Annotated in this window: 14 protein-coding genes; all 14 read left to right on the top strand. The window is 47.1% G+C overall.

Annotation, left to right across the window (positions count from 1 at the left end):
- Positions 1-11: 11 nt before the first annotated feature.
- The 14 genes from MHI38_RS07495 (at position 12) to sigE (ending at position 19574) form a co-directional block, all read left to right on the top strand.
- Positions 12-2360: a penicillin-binding transpeptidase domain-containing protein gene (locus tag MHI38_RS07495; RefSeq protein ID WP_154888099.1), complete on the top strand. Its 2349-nt coding sequence runs from the start codon at positions 12-14 to the stop codon at positions 2358-2360.
- A 152-nt stretch (positions 2361-2512) separates the two neighbouring features.
- Entirely contained in the window at positions 2513-4408 is a 1896-nt protein-coding gene (locus tag MHI38_RS07490) for a stage V sporulation protein D (RefSeq protein WP_373323255.1), read from the top strand.
- A gap of 173 nt (positions 4409-4581) precedes the next feature.
- Positions 4582-6069, top strand: a complete 1488-nt coding sequence (locus tag MHI38_RS07485; protein ID WP_445667205.1) for a UDP-N-acetylmuramoyl-L-alanyl-D-glutamate--2,6-diaminopimelate ligase — start codon at positions 4582-4584, stop codon at positions 6067-6069.
- Positions 6069-7481, top strand: a complete 1413-nt coding sequence (locus MHI38_RS07480; protein ID WP_154888635.1) for a UDP-N-acetylmuramoyl-tripeptide--D-alanyl-D-alanine ligase — start codon at positions 6069-6071, stop codon at positions 7479-7481. The genes MHI38_RS07485 and MHI38_RS07480 overlap by 1 nt, the downstream gene beginning before the upstream one ends.
- 12 nt (positions 7482-7493) lie before the next feature.
- The gene (gene mraY / locus MHI38_RS07475) at positions 7494-8462 is read left to right on the top strand and encodes a phospho-N-acetylmuramoyl-pentapeptide-transferase (protein WP_090923756.1); all 969 of its coding nucleotides are present in this window, start codon (positions 7494-7496) and stop codon (positions 8460-8462) included.
- Between the two features lie 3 nt (positions 8463-8465).
- A complete protein-coding gene (murD, locus tag MHI38_RS07470) occupies positions 8466-9887 on the top strand; it encodes a UDP-N-acetylmuramoyl-L-alanine--D-glutamate ligase (protein WP_154888103.1) in 1422 nt (473 codons plus the stop codon).
- Positions 9888-9935: 48 nt separating this feature from the next.
- A complete protein-coding gene (gene spoVE, locus MHI38_RS07465) occupies positions 9936-11033 on the top strand; it encodes a stage V sporulation protein E (RefSeq protein ID WP_154888105.1) in 1098 nt (365 codons plus the stop codon).
- A gap of 8 nt (positions 11034-11041) precedes the next feature.
- Positions 11042-12151, top strand: a complete 1110-nt coding sequence (murG, locus tag MHI38_RS07460; protein ID WP_154888107.1) for an undecaprenyldiphospho-muramoylpentapeptide beta-N-acetylglucosaminyltransferase — start codon at positions 11042-11044, stop codon at positions 12149-12151.
- A gap of 370 nt (positions 12152-12521) precedes the next feature.
- Positions 12522-13847 carry a UDP-N-acetylglucosamine 1-carboxyvinyltransferase gene (murA, locus tag MHI38_RS07455; protein ID WP_253499982.1) on the top strand — a complete coding sequence of 442 codons (1326 nt, stop codon included), beginning with the start codon at positions 12522-12524 and terminating at the stop codon, positions 13845-13847.
- A gap of 59 nt (positions 13848-13906) precedes the next feature.
- Entirely contained in the window at positions 13907-14674 is a 768-nt protein-coding gene (locus MHI38_RS07450; RefSeq protein ID WP_090923799.1) for a cell division protein FtsQ/DivIB, read from the top strand.
- 295 nt (positions 14675-14969) lie between these two features.
- Positions 14970-16244, top strand: coding sequence for a cell division protein FtsA (gene ftsA, locus MHI38_RS07445; protein WP_090923752.1), 1275 nt, complete (start codon positions 14970-14972; stop codon positions 16242-16244).
- A gap of 150 nt (positions 16245-16394) precedes the next feature.
- Positions 16395-17504, top strand: coding sequence for a cell division protein FtsZ (ftsZ, locus tag MHI38_RS07440; protein ID WP_090923751.1), 1110 nt, complete (start codon positions 16395-16397; stop codon positions 17502-17504).
- A 355-nt stretch (positions 17505-17859) separates the two neighbouring features.
- A complete protein-coding gene (spoIIGA, locus tag MHI38_RS07435) occupies positions 17860-18840 on the top strand; it encodes a sigma-E processing peptidase SpoIIGA (protein ID WP_154888637.1) in 981 nt (326 codons plus the stop codon).
- 11 nt (positions 18841-18851) lie between these two features.
- The gene (gene sigE, locus MHI38_RS07430; protein WP_090923750.1) at positions 18852-19574 is read left to right on the top strand and encodes an RNA polymerase sporulation sigma factor SigE; all 723 of its coding nucleotides are present in this window, start codon (positions 18852-18854) and stop codon (positions 19572-19574) included.
- Positions 19575-19679: the final 105 nt, after the last annotated feature.

The raw sequence follows: 19679 nt of genomic DNA, 5'->3' as shown, positions 1-19679 counted from the left end.
GAGGTGTTTCGATGGTAAAAAGAATAAAAATGCGCACGTTGTTAATAGGGGGATTCATTACCCTCTTTTTTCTTGTACTCGTAACCCGTATATTTTTCATTCAGGTGGTTAATGGTGACAAATGGCAGGAGCGTGCGGCGGGTCTTATCGAAAGGGAACAGACGATCAAGGCTGCTCGCGGAACGATTACGGATCGAAACGGGAATGTGCTTGCTACGGATTCGCCGGCTTACACGGTTTCGGTTAACCCGCTTTTGATTAATCAACTAGGTATTGAGGATGAAGTGACGAAGAAGCTATCGGCACTGCTCAAGAAAAACGAGAGTGAGATGCGAGCTCTTGTTACAGCGAAAAAAAGTGATGGTGATTTTTTTCAACAACGCGAAGTACGCAGTGAAGGATACAAAATTAGTCCTGCACTTGCGGAAAAGGTCAATGAGTTGCGCGAAGAGCTTCAGGAGCAACACAAGGCAAAAAATGCGATCGTCATGACGCAGGAGTCCAAACGTTTTTATCCGGAAGAGTCGCTGGCCTCTCATGTGCTAGGTTATATGAGTCGTGACGGTAAAGCTGTCAATGGGCTTGAAGTCTCGTATGATGACGTGCTGACAGGCACAGATGGTTTCCTGAATTACCAGAAGGATGCCAAAGGCATCAAACTTCCGGATTCACAGGATAATTATTTGCCTCCGAAAAACGGTAAAAACCTGAAGCTGACGATTGATGATACGATCCAGTTTTACATTGAAAGTGCAATGAAAGAGACAATTGCGAAATATAACCCGCTGAGTATGACCGTCATTGCGGCTGATCCAAACACGATGGAGATTCTGGGGATGGCCAACTGGCCGACCTTTAATCCGAATACGTATGCGAGCACACCGGATCAGAAAAATTTTATCAACCATGCAACGCAGTCGATCTATGAACCAGGTTCCACGTTCAAAATTGTGACACTTGCGGGAGCCGTGGAGGAAAAACTGTTTGATCCGAATGCAACGTTTGAATCCAAGCGCATATACATCGGTGGTTTCCCGATTAGTGATAACGGACATACGTACGGAAGAATCTCTTACCTTGAAGGTGTCAAACGCTCCAGTAACATCGCTTTTGTTAATCTGGGGTACAACATGCTCGGGGGAGAGCGGCTGCGTCACTATATCGATCAGTTCGGTTTTGGTAAAAAGACGGGCATTGACCTGCCAAGTGAAGCGGCTTCGCCAATCAAACCCTTGGTATACAAATCAGAGATTGCTACCGCTGCATATGGTCACGGTCTCGTACAAGTGACGCCGATCCAGCAGTTATCAGCCATCTCGGCCATTGCAAACGGCGGTAAGTTGCTCCAGCCCCATCTCGTGAAGGAGATCATTAATCCGAATGATGGCACAACGGAAGCAATCAAACCCAAAGTGATTCGACAGGTCATCTCTAAAGAATCGGCCAAGCTTGTTGGCGGGTATCTGGAGCAGGTCGTAGCAGATCAGACGATCGGTACAGGACGTAATGCCTATATTGAAGGATACCGGGTTGCAGGCAAAACAGGGACAGCGCGAAAAGTTATCAACGGTCAGTATAGCAAAAACAAAGACGTCGTTTCGTTTATTGGATTTGCACCAGTCAACAATCCGAAGATTGCGATGTTGATTGTGATTGACCAGCCAGATGGCACAAACATTGGCGGAGGAACTGCAGCGGCTCCAGTGTTCAAGAAGGTTGTGAGCCAGACGTTGCAATATATGGGTATACCGAAAGATACAGCCAAAACGACAGACAAAAAGTCAAAAGAAGCTCCTGTTGTACAGGCTAAGGCTCCAGACTTGAGTGGTAAAACGGCCAAACAGGCCAGAAGCCAGCTTCTCAACTCCGGAATTGCTTATGTCACGCTTGGTCAGGGTGAAAATGTGATTCGCCAGTATCCACAAGCAGGTGCTTCGATGAATCCAGGACAACGAGTCTACCTACTGACGGAAGAGAGCAGTAAAATGAAGATTCCAGATCTGACGGGTGAATCGCTTCGTGATGCGTTGGAGGTTCTCTCACTGATGAAGGTAGGCGTAACAGTCAAGGGTGAGGGATATGTCGTGAAACAGAAGGAGCAGGTATCGGGTGAGCAACGAACGGTACAGTTAACCTTACAGACAGCGAAGGCAGCGGTAACCGGTATAGCTGATGAAGCTCCAGATTCTTCTGATCCGAATGCGAAAAACCAGGACAAGAATACGAAAACAGCTGATGAGGGGAAAGCGGATGGGGATGATCCGCCGGGAAGTGCCTCAAATCAGAGTCAGTCTGACAAGCAAAAGGGTCAAGACGAAACATCTGGTAAACCAGCCACTGAAGGGGCTTCCCTGCCATAGACTGTATAGACAGCTTGTTCTAACCCCCGGTTGTCCTGAATATTCATGAATGAGACAGTTCATGATTTTGGGACGAGTGGGGGGATCTTTTCGTGAAGGGAACAAGTGTGAATCTGCGCCGCAGGTTGCTGTGGAGTTTGTTAATTCTGGTTATGTTATTTTCGGCCTTGGTCATCAGGCTTGCTTATGTTCAGTTGGGGAAAGGGCCGGAACTATCGGCCAAAGCGGAAGAATCCTGGCGTCGTAATATTCCGTACACAGCTAAAAGGGGAGAGATTCTGGATCGAAACGGGACATCTTTAGCCTACAATGTGACAACCCCAACAATCATGGCGATCCCGGCTCAAGTTAAAGAAGCGGAGACCACAGCCAGGGCGCTGGCACCGCTACTAGGTATGACAGAAGAGAAAGTACTGGCAACCATCAAGAAACGAGAATTGATTGTAAGACTACAACCCGGTGGCCGCAAAATTACGATGGAGAAAGCTCAGCGCATCCGTGATTTGAAGCTCCCGGGTATCGTTGTTGCCGAGGATAACAAACGTTTCTATCCGTATGATGATCTGGCTGCTCATATTCTCGGATTTACAGGGATTGATAATCAGGGACTGACTGGTGTTGAAAAAAGATATGACGACAAGCTGAATGGTTTAAATGGCAGTGTATCCTACTTGTCCGATGCGGCCGGAAGGCTCATGCCGGGCTCATCTGAGAAGTATGTGGAACCGAAGGACGGGCTCAACCTCAAGCTGACCATTGATAAATCCATTCAATCGATTATGGAACGGGAATTGGATCAGGCGATGGTTAAGTTTCAGGCTAATTCCGCTTTGGCTATTGCAATGAATCCCAAAACAGGCGAAATTCTAGGGATGTCTAGCAGACCGGGCTACGAGCCGGCAGATTATCAGCAATATCCTTCAGAAATTTATAACCGGAACTTGCCCATCTGGATGACGTATGAACCAGGTTCAACTTTCAAAATTATTACACTGGCTGCTGCGTTGCAAGAAAAAAAGGTAAATCTGCAAAAGGATCAATTTTTTGATCCCGGATTTGTAGAAGTCGGCGGAGCACGCTTGCGCTGTTGGAAGAAAGGTGGACATGGAAGCCAGACTTTCCTTCAGGTGGTGGAGAACTCCTGCAACCCCGGATTTGTTGCTTTGGGGCAGAAGCTTGGTAAGGAATCGTTGTTCTCCTACATTAAAAATTTCGGTTTTGGTGCCAAAACCGGGATTGATCTTAGCGGAGAAGCAAGTGGTATTCTTTTCAAATTAGCAAACGTAGGTCCTGTTGAACTTGCAACGACCGCCTTTGGGCAAGGTGTATCCGTAACTCCTATTCAACAAGTAGCAGCGGTATCGGCTGCCATCAATGGTGGGAAGCTCTATAAACCTTACGTTACGAAAGCCTGGGTACATCCAGAAACCGGAGAGGTACTGGAAGAAGTACAGCCTGAACTCGTTCGTCAAGTCATCTCGGAGGATACGTCCAAACAAGTACGAGAAGCACTAGAAAGTGTCGTGGCCAAAGGAACAGGACGTCCAGCTTTTATCGATGGCTACCGGGTTGGAGGTAAAACAGGTACAGCCCAGAAAGTTATTAATGGTCGTTATTCGTCGAGTGAACACATCGTTTCGTTTATTGGATTTGCTCCGGCTGATGATCCGCAGATCGTGGTGTACACCGCTGTAGACAATCCGAAGGGGATTCAGTTTGGCGGTGTTGTTGCAGCCCCAATCGTACAAAACATTCTGGAAGATTCGCTGCATTATATGAAAGTGCCTGTGCGTAAGGACCAGCTCGCGAAAGAGTACAAATATGGTGAAACCAAAATTGTGACGGTTCCTGATCTTACTGGGGCTACAGTGGAAGATTTGTACGAGGATCTCAACATGAATTTTATGCTCGCGAAGTCGGGCAGTGGCAAATACGTAATTAATCAGGCCCCTAAACCAGGAGCAAGAGTAGAGCAAGGCTCAACGATACGTATCTATATGGGTAACGTCCTGAAAGATGATGGGCATGATCATTCGAAGCACGAATAAAGTTCTCAAATGGAGCTTTAAGTAAGGATGCAATGTAGGCTTAAGCGGAGTTTCCTACTCCGACCGCAACAAAATTCAGGGGATCGCGTTTCATTATTTGGTGGTCTGGTCGATATTAATACTATAGGAATCTGTGGATACAGAAGTATATTTGGAAAAGTGAGGTTATTCATGTGCTTTTAAAACAGTTTGAATCCAAGTTGATTACCGCCCGTCTCGTGGGCGCCCCCCATACAGAATGTCACAACCTTCAGACAGATTCCCGGCAAGTCAAACCGGGGGATCTGTTTATCTGTCTTCCGGGACATACGGTCGATGGACATGATTATGCAGATAAAGCAGTGCAGGCCGGAGCGTCTGCTCTCGTTGTGGAGCGGCAGCTTGACTTGCCTGTACCACAATTGATTGTAAGAGACAGTCGCTTTGCTATGGCTGTTTTGTCGGACTTCTTTTTCGAATCACCGAGTCACAAGATGAAAATGATCGGAGTAACGGGAACGAACGGCAAAACAACAACGACTTATTTGATTGAAAAAATTATGAGCGACTACGGTCAGAAAACCGGGCTGATCGGAACCATCCAGATGCGTTATGATGGACGCACTTACCCGATGTCGGGAACAACACCTGAAGCTCTGGATTTGCAACGTAGTTTGCATGATATGGTTCAGGCTGGTACGGAATGCTGTGTGATGGAAGTTTCTTCTCATGCATTGGAGCAAGGGCGGGTGAAAGGCACGGATTTCCGTACAGCAGTATTTACAAACCTGTCGCAGGATCATCTCGATTACCATCATTCCATGGAGGAATATCGCGGAGCTAAGGGGTTGTTTTTTGCTCGCCTGGGTAACGGTTATGCAGAAGATGCTTCCGAGCGGAAGTATGCAGTGATCAATGCGGATGATCCGGCTGCGGATTATTATATCTCTGTAACGGCTGCTGAGGTTATTACATACGGCATGGGAGAACAGGCGGATGTTCGTGCATCTGCAATTTCAATCACAGCTCAGGGGACGACCTTCCATGTAGATACCTTTGCGGGTAGCACAGACATTGAACTGCGTATGGTAGGCAAGTTCAACGTGTACAATGCAATGGCGGCCATCTCGGCAACGCTGGTGGAAGGTGTGCCACTGGAAGAGATCAAGCGTAGTCTGGAGACCGTACCGGGTGTGGATGGCAGGGTGGAAGCTGTCAATGAAGGTCAGGCATTCGCGGTCATCGTTGATTATGCCCATACACCTGATGGACTTGAGAATGTATTGCGTACAGTCAATGAGTTTGCGGAGGGCCGTGTCATCTGCGTATTTGGGTGCGGCGGTGACCGGGATCGCACAAAACGCCCATTGATGGGTAAAATTGCTGCGAAGTACAGTGACTTTGTATTAGTGACTTCTGACAACCCGCGGACGGAAGATCCCGATCTGATTCTAAAAGACATTGAGCAAGGTTTGCTGGAAGAGTCCGTTCCGTCTGAGCGTTACACAATGATCGTGGACCGGCGTCAGGCCATTCATGAAGCTATTGAAATGGCAAGCCCGGCCGATGTAGTATTGATTGCGGGCAAGGGTCACGAGACTTATCAAATTATCGGAACAACCAAGACCGATTTCGATGACCGGATCATAGCTAAAGAAGCGATAAGGGGCAAATCCAATTGATAAAACGAACATTGGCGCAAATCGCCGACATGTGTGGTGGCACACTAAGTGATGCCGCAGTTCATAGTGAAGTTATCGCCGAAGGGGTATTTACCGATTCACGTAAACCGGTGGCAGGCAGTTTGTTTATCCCTTTGGTAGGTGAACGTTTTGATGGGCATGAGTTTGTGCAAGCTTGTCTGGAGCAAGATGCTGCGGGGGCGTTGTGGCAAAAAAATCATGGTGCTCCGCCGCAGGGAGCTGTTATTTTGGTGGACGATACCCTGACTGCATTACAGGCACTTGCATCGGCTTATCTTTGTGAGAACAAGGCATCTGTTGTTGGCATTACAGGCAGTAACGGGAAAACAACAACCAAGGATATTGTAAACGCGCTTCTCTCTACCACATTCAAGGTGCATAAAACGCAGGGGAATTTCAACAATCATATCGGTCTGCCACTAACGGTATTGAGTATGACACCGGATACGGAGATCATTATTTTGGAGATGGGCATGAGCGGTCGCGGTGAAATCTATGACCTTTCTGTCATTGCTCAGCCGGATGTAGCAATCATCACGAATATTGGCGAATCCCATTTGCTTCAGCTTGGCTCAAGACTTGAAATTGCTAGAGCCAAGGCTGAAATTGCTGCTGGTATGAAACCTGGCGGGTTACTCATATACAACGGAGACGAGCCTTTAATCGCGCAGGTGCTTGAAGAGTCTGCAACGAAGCAACCTGAAGGCATGCAGCGGTTTAGGTTTGGATTACAAACGGATAATAACGATTATCCAACTGGGCTTATGAATGCACAGCACGGGATGGTGTTTACAACCAAGCAGTCTGGCGACAAAGCTTATAACCTTCCCTTGCTGGGTACGCACAATGTAATTAACTGTCTGGCTGCCATGGCCGTAGCACGTCATTTTGGGGTGACTGAGGAAAATATGGCAAAAGGCTTGTCGCAGCTAAAATTGACAGGGATGCGTATTGAGGTCACCCAGGCGGTCAGCGGACTTACTCTCCTGAATGATGCATATAATGCAAGCCCGACTTCCATGAAGGCTGCTATAGATGTGTTGGAAGGGTTAAAAGGATATCGGATGAAAGTGGCTGTACTGGGAGATATGCTGGAGTTAGGTTCGGAGGAGCAGCAGCTTCATCATGAGATCGGGATGTATATTACTCCTGATAAATTGGATAAAGTGCTGGTATACGGTCCATTATCCTTGCATATTGCTGAGGGAGCAAAAAAGCATATGGTAGCTGAAGCTGTGCATGCTTTTGATAATAAAGAAGAATTGACCCGTTATCTGTTGGAGAATCTTCATCCGAAAGATGCAGTTTTGTTTAAAGCCTCGCGAGGCATGAAACTGGAGGATGTAGTTCAAACACTGCAGACGGCACCATTACAGAATCGAGTAGACTAGAGGGGTGAACCCATGGATTTTCAGGTATTACTGTTAACAATCGGCGTTTCATTTATTTTGGCGGTGATTGCCGCGCCGCTACTTATTCCGCTTCTGCGGCGGATGAAGTTCGGACAGCAGGTCAGGGAAGACGGGCCTCAGAGCCATTTGAAAAAAAGCGGAACACCAACGATGGGCGGAGTTGTTATTTTACTTGCGTTCACGCTGGCGTTTCTTAAATTCTCAGCGGTCAAAAACACAGACTTTTATGTGTTGCTTGTCGCTACGCTTGGATTTGGTCTCATTGGTTTTTTGGATGACTATATCAAAATTGTATTCAAGCGTTCGCTTGGATTGACAGCCAGACAAAAAATGCTGGGGCAGCTGTTCTTCAGTGCCCTCATGTGTTATTTACTTATTCAAAATGGACACAGCACCGCGATTTCTATCCCGGGAACTTCGGTTTCGTTTGACTGGACAGGATGGTTTTATTATCCGTTTGTTGTCTTTATGATGCTGGCCATTACCAATGCGGTTAATTTTACGGATGGCCTGGATGGTCTTCTCTCCGGTGTCAGTGCGATTGCTTTTGGCGCGTTTGCTATTGTGGCCATGCAGGCAACGTCGATGCCGGCGGCGGTGTGCGCAGCTGCCATGATTGGGGCTGTTCTCGGATTCCTGGTTTACAATGCACATCCGGCCAAGGTGTTTATGGGCGATACGGGTTCGCTCGGAATCGGCGGTGCAATCGGCGCGATTGCAATCGTTACGAAGACAGAACTTCTGTTTCTGGTTATCGGCGGTATTTTCGTAATTGAGGTCCTTTCCGTTGTGATCCAAGTTGTATCCTTCAAAACCCGCGGTAAACGTGTATTTAAAATGAGCCCGATCCACCATCACTTCGAGCTTAGTGGCTGGTCAGAATGGCGGGTTGTCATTACCTTTTGGGCGGTAGGTGCTATTTTGGCCGCTCTTGGACTTTATCTCAACAAGGGGTTGTAAATTATGAATCATCCAGAAACATATCGCGGACAACAAGTCGTCGTGCTTGGGCTTGCGAAGAGCGGCGTACAAGTTGCCAAGGTGCTGTATCGTGCCGGGGCTAACGTTATCGTAAATGATAAAAAAGACAGGGAACAGTGTCCCGAAGCTTCCGAATTGGAGGCTTTGGGAATTTCTGTTGTATGCGGGGGCCATCCGGATGATCTCATTCATAGTGATGTGAAGCTGGTCGTCAAAAACCCCGGCATTCCTTATCAGGCTGCTCCTGTGCAGCAAGCTCTTGAATTAGGTATTGAGGTGGTAACCGAGGTGGAGGTTGCATATCACCTTTGCGGGGCACCTATGATCGGTATCACCGGTTCTAACGGAAAAACAACGACCACAACTTGGGTAGGAAATATGCTGGAACAAGCGGGCTTGAATCCCATTGTTGCTGGTAACATTGGAACCCCTCTCTGTGAAGCTGCAGAGCAGGCTACCGCTGATAACTGGATGGTCGTCGAACTAAGTAGCTTCCAGCTCAAAGGCACGGTAGAGTTTCGTCCGCGTATTGCTGCGCTTCTTAACGTGGCAGAGACCCATCTGGATTATCATGGCGGTATGGAAGATTACGTGGCTTCCAAAGCAAAGCTGTTTGCCAATCAGAAACCAGATGACGTCGCTGTTCTCAATTGGGATGATGCGGTATGTCGTGAACTCATTCCTTACATCAAGGCGAGGGTGATTCCTTTCTCACTAACGGAAAACCTGGAAACAGGCGTGTATGCAGATCCGCCTTATGTCGACGGAGAAGAGGATGATGTGAAACGTCAGGTGATCTATGCGGATGGTGCAGGCAATCGAGCAGTGATTATCGATGTGCAGGACATTGGCATACCTGGACGTTTTAATGTAGGCAATGCGCTTGCTGCAGTAGCTATTGCAATCGCAGCGGGTGCTGACCCGTCACAGCTGGCTGATCCGCTAGCTGATTTCAGAGGTGTTGAACATCGACTGGAGTATGTGCTCAAGCATAATGGCTCAGTTTATTACAACAACTCAAAAGCTACCAATTCAAAAGCAACGGTCATGGCACTGAATTCCTTTAAGGAACCTGTTGTATTGATTGCAGGCGGACTAGATCGCGGTTCAGATATGATGGAGCTGTTGCCGGTATTGGAGGAACGTGTCAAAGCGTTGGTGGTTCTTGGTGAAAACCGTGCTAAAATTGCTAAAGTCGCAGAACTGGCGGGACTAAAGCATATTAAGGTCGTCGATAATGAGGAGGACGCTGCCCGTACGTTGACGGTTGCTGTTCAGGAAGCAGCAAGTCTTGCCGAACCAGGGGATGTTGTTTTGTTATCCCCTGCGTGTGCAAGCTGGGACATGTTTGCCTCCTATGAAGAACGGGGACGCATTTTTAAAGAGGCGGCGCATAACTTGTAAGTAGGGGGGTGGAAAAGCCCCTACTTCCATGCAAGGGGTGGCCTCCTGATGAAACAGACGCGACCGGCGCCGGATATTTGGCTCCTGATTTGTATTTTGGCTCTGCTTGCCATCGGCATCATTATGGTGTACAGCGCAGGTTCAGTACTTGCGTTCCGAAACTATGGCGACTCATTTTATTTTGTGAAAAGGCAGATTTTATTCGCCGTGCTTGGGCTGGTAGCCATGTTTGTGACAGCGAATGTGGATTATAGGGTATGGAGAAAGTATGCCAAGCCGATTTTAATTATCTGTTTTATTATGCTCATTGCCGTATTAATTCCGGGAATCGGAGTCGTTCGCGGCGGTGCACGTAGCTGGCTGGGGATTGGCTCTTTCGGTATCCAGCCCTCCGAATTCATGAAACTGGGCATGATCTTGTTTTTGGCTCATTGGCTGAGCAAAGATCCTGGTAAAATTAAAACTTTTACAACGGGGCTGTTGCCTCCGCTTGGGCTAATGGGGCTTGCTTTTGGCATAATTATGTTACAGCCCGATTTAGGTACAGGCACCGTGATGATGGGGGCATCCATGCTTATCATTTTCACAACCGGAGCACGAATGAAACATCTCGCTCTGCTTGCTCTGGGTGGAGTTGCAGGATTCGCGGCACTTGTTGCAGCGGCACCTTATCGGTTGCAACGAATTACAGCTTTTCTGGATCCATGGTCAGATCCGCTTGGTGCAGGTTATCAGATCATTCAATCGCTCTATGCGATTGGTCCAGGTGGACTGGCTGGTCTCGGGCTGGGGATGAGTAGACAGAAGTACAGTTACGTGCCTGAACCGCAGACGGACTTTATATTTAGTATTTTGGCGGAAGAACTCGGTTTCATTGGTGGAATGATTGTATTATTATTGTTTCTGGTGCTGGTGTGGAGAGGAATGCGTGTAGCGATGACGGTTCCAGATTCCTTTGGCAGCCTGCTAGCTGTGGGGATTATCGGTATGGTTGCTGTGCAGGTCATTATTAATATCGGCGTGGTGATTGGACTTATGCCTGTCACAGGAATTACACTGCCGCTGATCAGTTATGGAGGTTCATCACTGACACTCATGCTCACCGCACTGGGCATATTATTGAATTTATCCCGTTATGCGAGGTGACTTATACGATGCGAGTCGTTCTTAGTGGTGGCGGCACGGGTGGGCATATCTATCCGGCCGTAGCCATAGCAAGACAATGTGAGGCGGAAAATGCCGACTCGACGTTTTTATACATTGGCGGTACACGAGGACTTGAAAGTAAGCTGGTTCCTCAGGAAGATATACCTTTTAAATCGATTGACATCACCGGTTTTCGGCGTAAGTTATCCTTTGAAAATGTGAAAACGATCATGCGATTCGTTCAAGGGGTAAGGAGATCTAAAAAAATGCTGAAGGAATTCAAGCCGGACGTTGTCATCGGTACGGGCGGATATGTCTGTGGTCCCGTTGTATATGCGGCGGCAAAGCTGGGAATTCCAAGCGTGATTCATGAACAGAATGCGATTCCAGGTCTGACGAACAAGTTTCTCATGCGTTATGTAGATACAGTTGCTGTCAGTTTTGAAGGTTCTGAAAAATCATTCTCTGGTGCAAAAAAGGTTATCTATACTGGGAACCCGCGGGCAACAACAGTAGCCCAGGCCAGTCGGGATCGTGGATTCGCCACATTAGGTGTTCCGATGGACAGCCGTGTTGTGCTAGTCGTTGGGGGTAGCCGGGGGGCTAAAGCGATTAATCAGGCGATGATTGAAATGGCACCGATGCTGGAACAGCTGGATGATGTACATGTTGTTTACGTTACAGGCGAGACCTATTTTGATGAAACCCGTGAAGCGATCCGTAGTTCTTTGGGAACGATGCCTAATCATCTGCATGTACTTCCTTATGTACATAACATGCCCGAAGTACTCGCTTGTACCTCTTTGATTGTGAACCGTGCAGGAGCCTCGTTCCTTGCGGAGATTACATCTCTTGGTATTCCGTCGATTCTGATTCCATCACCAAACGTAACCAACAATCATCAGGAGGCTAACGCGCGTACCCTTGAAAAAGGAGGAGCCTCACTCACAATGCTGGAGAGAGAGCTTACAGGCAAAGGCCTGTATGAAGCAATTGCAGGCATTATGAATGACGAATCAGGACGTAAGCAGATGGCAGAGGCTTCTCGAAAATTAGGGAAACCAGATGCGGCCAAAGTGCTTGTAAACGAAATTAAGCGTCTTGTTGCAAAACGATAATAGGTGTTTGGACGCATTCATGGGCGATTGTCACACACCAGACGGGACTCACATAAGATACGGTATAAATCGTGACAATCGTTCCATGATACCGCAGTACAGCATCATATCGGCAGAGGTGCAACTAGGGTGAAGACCGTGAATTCCCGACATGGTATTGCTGGAAATGACTGGTCGAACCGAGGGATGGATTGCGGAGCCTCATGGATCGGATGTGTCACGGATAATTCAATTCGCTGAGATTGACTGGGAACAATGGATATCCATTTTATTGTTCAATCAGGCCAAGCGACAGCAGAGGACGTCATCACCCTTATACAGTCTATTCAGAGCACTATATCATCTCATGGCGGTATCCACCGGGTACCGTATGTTATCGCAGTGGGTGAGCGTAAACCCCGGAGGTGATACATTGGACAAATTGGTGATTGAAGGTGGGAGACCCCTATCAGGATCCATACGCATCCATGGAGCAAAAAATGCCGCTTTACCGATTATGGCCGCAAGTTTGCTCGCAGACGGAGAAATTACGCTGCACAACGTTCCACACTTGCTGGACATCGAAGTAATGCTGTATATCCTGGAACGACTTGGATGCACATGTCGGCATGAGCAGGGAACAGTGACGATCAATACGTCGCTTGTCCGGTCACATGATGTGCCAGAGGATCTTATGAAGCAAATGCGGTCTTCCATTTTTCTGATGGGGCCATTGCTTGCGAGGTTTGGGAGAGTATCTGTATATCAGCCGGGTGGCTGTGCGATCGGAGAACGTAAAATTGATCTTCACCTCCGGGGGCTGGAAGCACTCGGAGCACAGATTGAAGAGCAAGATCAGCAAATTATCTGTCATGGAGCTAATCTGTCAGGTGCGGATATTCATCTTGATTTTCCGAGTGTTGGAGCCACTGAAAACATCATGATGGCTGCTGTGCTTGCAGAAGGCACAACGACAATTTTCAACGCAGCGAGAGAGCCTGAAATTCAGGATTTGCAGCATTTTCTGAATGCGATGGGGGCACGAATTATGGGTGCCGGCACGGATACAATCACGATAAATGGTGTTGAGAAGTTGCAACCTTGCACCTATGAAATCATACCTGACCGGATTGTCGCTGGAACCGTTATGATTGCTGCTGCTGCAACCCGAGGCAATGTTACGCTTACACACTGCAATCCTGCACATCTTACTTCGCTTATACATGTGTTAAAGCGCACTGGTGTTCAAATCACAGTATGCAATGATATAATGACTGTGAGTTGTATGACCCGCCCAAAATCAGTGGATCGTATTGTGACTTCCCCGTATCCATCGTTTCCAACAGATCTTCAATCACAGATCATGGTGCTACTCAGTTTGGCAGATGGATTCAGCGTGATGAAGGAAACCGTGTTCGAAGGAAGATTTAAACATGTGGATGAACTGAATGTCATGGGAGCGGATATTTCGGTTGACCTGAATGCAGCTTTTATCCGTGGAGTTCCAAGACTATATGGGGCTACTGTAGAGGCGACAGATCTTCGTGCGGGTGCAGCTTTAGTTATTGCAGGTCTGGCGGCTCAAGGTAAAACCATTGTGGAGCAAGTACATCACATTGACAGGGGATATGATCAGATCGAAAAGTTATTCCAGAGTCTTGGAGCCTCAGTGGAGAGACAGTCGACTGTTTCGAAACAGTTGGATTTTGCCAATTAACGTCCTTGGCGTCCCCTTCTTGGAAGAGGAGGGGGCCTGAGGCTTTGTGGAGCGTTATTATGCCTAAAAGTCAAATTCCGGTTCTCAAGGAGAATCGCCCAAAAGGAAACACAAGCCGTAAGATTGTAATTATCCTATTATTATTATTTATTGCATTGCTGGCTGTATTATTCTTTCGTTCTTCGGTAAGTCGCATATCAGCGATCGAAATTACGGGTAATGTATACACGGCCACTGCGGATTTACTTGAAAAGAGTGGTTTGAGGGAAGGCGATCAGTTTTTTGGAACAAGTGCTACTGAAATCATAGAACGTCTTAAAACGATTAAAGCTGTCTCAACAGTTACTGTGGACAAGCAATTTCCGGGTACGATTCATATCAAGGTTCAGGAGTTTCCTACAGTCGCTTACGAACTGGACACAACCGGGGCGCTTAAAGCCATATTGTCTAATGGGACAAGCCTGAATGTTCCGCCAACGATCGGTGTTGCTGTAGAGAAGCCGATTCTGACACAATGGAAACCGAATGATCCGCTCAAGGCAAAGCTGAGTGAGGCGCTGGCTCAAATTCCAAATGAACTGACAACGGACATATCCGAAATTATTCCGAATCCGACACCCTCTTTTCCGGATCAGATTCGCATGTACACCAAATCACAGTTTGAAGTGATTACAACGATATCGCTGTTAACGGATAAAGTGGAGTATTTGAATCAGGTGATCGAGACCGAACGACCTGGTAAAATTACGATGCTTGAGGCGGATACGTATGTCCCGTTTGTACCGGATAATCCTGAGGATGACGCTGAGCCGGGAGCAGGGCAATGATGCATGTTGCTGATTGGCGGTTTATTGCGTAAAAGTGTAGACAGGATCGGGCTTTAGCACCGGTTGATGTGTGAAACTTGTTCTTTCTGAGATGAAGAAAAAATGGTACACTTAAACTTACGGCACATGAGTTGCCTCCTTCTTTTTTCTTCAAAGTTTTATGTTTCACATCCAGAACTTGGCACCCAAAAAAATTGTAGAAAAAAGAGGGAAAGCCTAAGCTGTGTTGAATATGTTTTAATGTGTGTTTAAACCCGAACGTATTTTACTATTGGAGTCAGGAGGTGCCACAGACTTGAGCAACAATGACATCATTGTTAGTTTGGACATCGGTACATCCAAAATTCGCGCTATTATTGGGGAAATTAATAATGGAACCTTTAATATTATTGGAGTTGGATCTGCCGACTCGGAAGGAATTCGCAAAGGTGTAATCGTAGATATCGATCAGACGGTGCAGTCGATTCGCAATGCAGTCGATCATGCAGAACGTATGGTAGGTATTCAAATATCCGAAGTATATGTTGGAATCTCAGGCAATCACATCGGACTGATGAGCAGTCACGGTGTGGTGGCAGTATCGAACGAAGATCGTGAGATCGGAGAAGAAGACATGGAGCGGGTGTTGAAAGCAGCCGAAGTCATTGCGGTTCCGCCCGAACGGGAAATTATTGATGTTGTCGCCAAGCAATATGTTGTAGACGGCTTGGAAGGCATACAAGACCCGCGTGGTATGATTGGTGTTCGCCTGGAAGTTGAAGCAACCATCATTACGGGTGCTAAAACCGCGATACATAATCTGTTGCGCTGCGTGGAAAAAGCGGGATTAAAAGTGAGCGACCTGGTCCTCATGTCACTCGGAGCAGGTCAACTGGCCCTGTCCAAGGATGAGAAAACGATGGGCTCTGTGCTCGTGGATATCGGAGCAGGAGCAACAACCATTGCTATCTTTGAAGAGGATAGCCTGGTTGCGACTTCAACACTGCCAATCGGCGGGGAATTTGTAACCAATGATATTGCTTATGGTTTGCGTACTTTGACCGATCAAGCGGAGAAAGTTAAGCTGAAATATGGTTGTGCCTGGCTTGATGATGCTGCCGCAGATGTGATGTTCAAAGTGACGCGCATCGGTAGCAACGTGGACAAGGAGTTTTCCCAGGAAGATCTGGCGGCTATTATTGAGCCTAGGGTTCAGGAGATATTCCAGATGATCGGCACAGAGGTCAAACGCCTTGGTTACAACGAGCTTCCTGGCGGTTATATACTAACGGGAGGTACGGTCTCCATGCCTGGTGTTCTGCAAGTGGCACAGCATGAACTTGCTGCTTCGGTGCGTGTCGCCGTTCCGGATTACATTGGTGTGCGTGACCCTGGATATACAAGCGGCGTTGGTATTTTACACAATGTTATTCGCAGTTTGCGTATCAGGCCCTCGAGCAGCAATGGCGGTAACAACAACACTAACAGCAAGAAACCGACGAACCGTCCGAAGCCAAATACGGCACAGGAATCGGAGCAAAAACCCGGTCTGTTCGAACGACTGAAGAATATGTTCAGTGAATTTATATAACAGGTTGGATCCATTTCATACATTCTTGAAGCCGTCTGAATGCGCTGGTACTAAAATAAACGCTTTCGTTCGTCGATATATGAAATTGATTCGGTTCAAATCAAAAATTGGACGGGCCATCCATGCACATTGAGGGGGAGATGGAATAATATGTTGGAATTTGATTTTGAGATGGAGAGCTTGGCTCAGATTAAAGTCATCGGGGTAGGAGGCGGCGGAAGCAACGCTGTAAACCGAATGATTGAAAATGGTGTACAAGGTGTTGAATTTATTACGGTGAACACGGATGCTCAGGCATTGCACCTGGCAAAATCCGAGCATAAATTGCAAATCGGTGATAAATTAACTCGTGGTCTTGGTGCAGGTGCCAATCCGGATGTAGGTAAAAAAGCAGCGGAAGAGTCCCGCGACCTGATCATGAACACGTTGAAAGGTGCAGACATGGTCTTTGTTACAGCCGGTATGGGCGGTGGTACAGGTACAGGTGCAGCTCCTGTGATCGCTGAAATTGCCAAAGAGTGTGGCGCCCTTACTGTAGGTGTGGTGACACGTCCCTTCACTTTTGAAGGCCGCAAGCGTTCAAGCCATGCAGAACAAGGCATTGAAGCACTTAAGGAAAAAGTGGATACACTGATCGTCATCCCGAATGACCGTTTGCTTGAGATCGTAGATAAAAAGACGCCGATGCTGGAAGCATTCCGCCAAGCAGATAACGTATTGCGTCAAGCGGTACAGGGTATCTCCGATCTGATCGCAGTACCTGGTTTGATCAACCTTGACTTTGCAGATGTCAAAACGATCATGCACGAGCGTGGATCTGCGCTTATGGGGATCGGTGAAGCGACTGGAGAGAACCGTGCAGCCGAAGCGGCACGCAAAGCCATCATGAGTCCTTTGCTTGAAACTTCCATTGAAGGCGCACGCGGCGTAATCATGAACATCACAGGTGGCGTGAATCTGTCCCTGTATGAAGTGAACGAAGCGGCAGAGATCGTAACGTCGGCTTCCGATCCGGAAGTGAATATGATCTTTGGTGCGATTATTGACGAAGATCTGAAAGAGGAGATCAAGGTTACGGTCATCGCCACTGGATTTGAGGATAAACCTTCTGCTCCGCCAGTACGTAAACCTGCTACAGCATCAGAGCCGGCAGAGACACGTTCACCGAATCTTCGTCCATTCGGAAATCAGCCAAGCAATGATCAGTTGGACATTCCGACATTTTTACGTAATCGTTCCCGCAACAATAACAACGAATAATCAGGTAGTATTATACTTGGAAAACCCGGTGCTGCTTTTGCAGTTGCCGGGTTTTTTGCTGTTTTTTTATATAGTTTAACATACTGGAATGAACAAATTCTGAACAACTCGGCTGCGTCATTCCGACAAAAATAGTTGAAGACAAGCTCCCACATTTAGACAGACTTTGAACAGGAGGCTACGTATACTTGGGAATATGCTCATGAATATCGAGACGATGAAGCATTTAGGTTTATTCAATCCGAAGCATTTAGGTTGATTCAATCTGAAGCGTTCAGGGCGATTCAATCTAAAAGCATGTGAGATTCGTTGTAACCTTTCGTTTCGATAGGTTGGAAGCAGGCAGGTGAAGAGCGTGGTTGTGTATGTCGATCTGATCTTTCTAACAAATCTATGCATGGATGGAGCGCTCATTGGACTGACGGCCTGGATGCGCCAAACGAAGCTGGTCTGGTGGAGATGGCTGCTATCGGCTATCGTTGGGGCGTTATACGTCGTGATGATGTTTGTACCACAGTTTGATTTCCTGTTCACGTTTTTGATCAAGTTTGGTTTTTCTCTTGTGATGTTGAGTATCGCGTTTGGATATAAGGGACTGCAAGCTTTTCTGAGGACGCTGGGTACATTTTACGTTATTAATTTTGTTGCGGCTGGAGGCATCCTGGGTGTGCATTATATGCTTCAGAATTCAGGAGAACTGTTCAATGGCATCTGGTTCACAGCATCTGGGGGTATGTCGTTTGATCTGAAGATTGCATTCTGGTTCACTTTCATTGTATTCTTCGCGGTGCTCATTTTATTCAAAATTGTGCAAGGAGCCAAACGTAAATCAGATCGCATGACCACTTACCTTGGTCAAGTCGAGGTTTGCATCGATGAGGTTGTTGTGTCTTGTACAGGCCTTTTGGATACAGGGAATCAGCTCACAGACCCTTTATCACGGATGCCGGTGATGGTTATGGAGGTTTCATTGTGGCAAACGATGCTGCCTGATTCATGGAACAGTAGACTGAAACACGAATCACCGGAAAATCTCATCATGGAACTAGATCAGAAACATTTTCGCTGGCAGGATCGTCTGCGATTGGTTCCTTATCGGGGGATTAATAAAGGAACAGCATTTATGATGGCGGTCAAGCCCGATCGGGTTAAGGTGACAATGGACGGAACAGATTATGTGACGACAAAAGTTCTGATTGGACTGGATGGGGGCGTTTTGTCCTCGGATGGGAAATATCAGGCCGTGATTCATCCTGAACTGGTGCAAGAAGCTGCTTCTGCGCAGTCTAAGGCTCAATCCGCAGAACCCACAGAAAAGCCGCTGAATGTGGTATAGGAGGAACCTACATGCTTGTGAAATGGAAATTGGTTGCCCAGCTACAATATTATCGTCTGTTATTCCTGTTTGGGCTGAAAAGTGAAGAGATCTATTACATTGGTGGAAGTGAGGCACTTCCACCTCCATTGACACGGGAAGAAGAGGAGTACTTGCTACAGAAATTATCTTCAGGGGATTCAGCGATCCGAGCCATGTTAATTGAGCGTAACCTGCGTTTGGTGGTATACATTGCACGTAAGTTCGAGAACACAGGTATTAACATCGAGGATCTGGTATCTATAGGTGCAATTGGACTAATCAAAGCTGTAAATACATTCGATCCGGAAAAGAAGATAAAGCTCGCAACTTACGCTTCGCGCTGTATCGAAAATGAAATTTTGATGTATCTGCGGCGTAACAGTAAAATTCGTACTGAAGTTTCTTTTGATGAACCACTGAACATTGACTGGGATGGAAATGAGCTTTTATTATCCGATGTACTTGGTACAGAAAACGATACAATCTATCGAAATATTGAGGAACAAGTAGATCGAAAGTTACTGCATAAGGCGCTGGAAAAACTGACCGATCGCGAGCGAATGATTATGGAGCTTCGTTTTGGCTTGACGGATGGTGAGGAAAAGACGCAGAAAGATGTGGCAGATCTGCTTGGAATCTCCCAATCCTATATCTCCAGACTTGAAAAAAGAATCATTAAGAGGCTGCGAAAAGAGTTCAACAAAATGGTCTGATCCAGTGGGGAAAGAAGAATGGGTATTACTGGCAAGGGTTCCAACGACGAATAAAAAAGCCTGCCCCGGAGATAATGTACATTAATGTTTCTCCTTGGGAGGTAA

It is taken from the genome of Paenibacillus sp. FSL K6-1558 (genome assembly GCF_038002565.1).
Taxonomy (GTDB): domain Bacteria; phylum Bacillota; class Bacilli; order Paenibacillales; family Paenibacillaceae; genus Paenibacillus; species Paenibacillus polysaccharolyticus.
Note: the sequence above shows the minus strand (reverse complement) of the source record. Positions and strands in the feature narration are given on the sequence as shown.

Coding starts and splice junctions, on each gene's coding strand:
- MHI38_RS07495 (WP_154888099.1), top strand. CDS start 12: ATGGTAAAAAGAATAAAAATGCGCACGTTGTTAATAGGGGGATTCATT.
- MHI38_RS07490 (WP_373323255.1), top strand. CDS start 2,513: ATGTTATTTTCGGCCTTGGTCATCAGGCTTGCTTATGTTCAGTTGGGG.
- mraY (WP_090923756.1), top strand. CDS start 7,494: ATGGATTTTCAGGTATTACTGTTAACAATCGGCGTTTCATTTATTTTG.
- murD (WP_154888103.1), top strand. CDS start 8,466: ATGAATCATCCAGAAACATATCGCGGACAACAAGTCGTCGTGCTTGGG.
- spoVE (WP_154888105.1), top strand. CDS start 9,936: ATGAAACAGACGCGACCGGCGCCGGATATTTGGCTCCTGATTTGTATT.
- murG (WP_154888107.1), top strand. CDS start 11,042: ATGCGAGTCGTTCTTAGTGGTGGCGGCACGGGTGGGCATATCTATCCG.
- murA (WP_253499982.1), top strand. CDS start 12,522: ATGTTATCGCAGTGGGTGAGCGTAAACCCCGGAGGTGATACATTGGAC.
- MHI38_RS07450 (WP_090923799.1), top strand. CDS start 13,907: ATGCCTAAAAGTCAAATTCCGGTTCTCAAGGAGAATCGCCCAAAAGGA.
- ftsZ (WP_090923751.1), top strand. CDS start 16,395: ATGTTGGAATTTGATTTTGAGATGGAGAGCTTGGCTCAGATTAAAGTC.
- sigE (WP_090923750.1), top strand. CDS start 18,852: ATGCTTGTGAAATGGAAATTGGTTGCCCAGCTACAATATTATCGTCTG.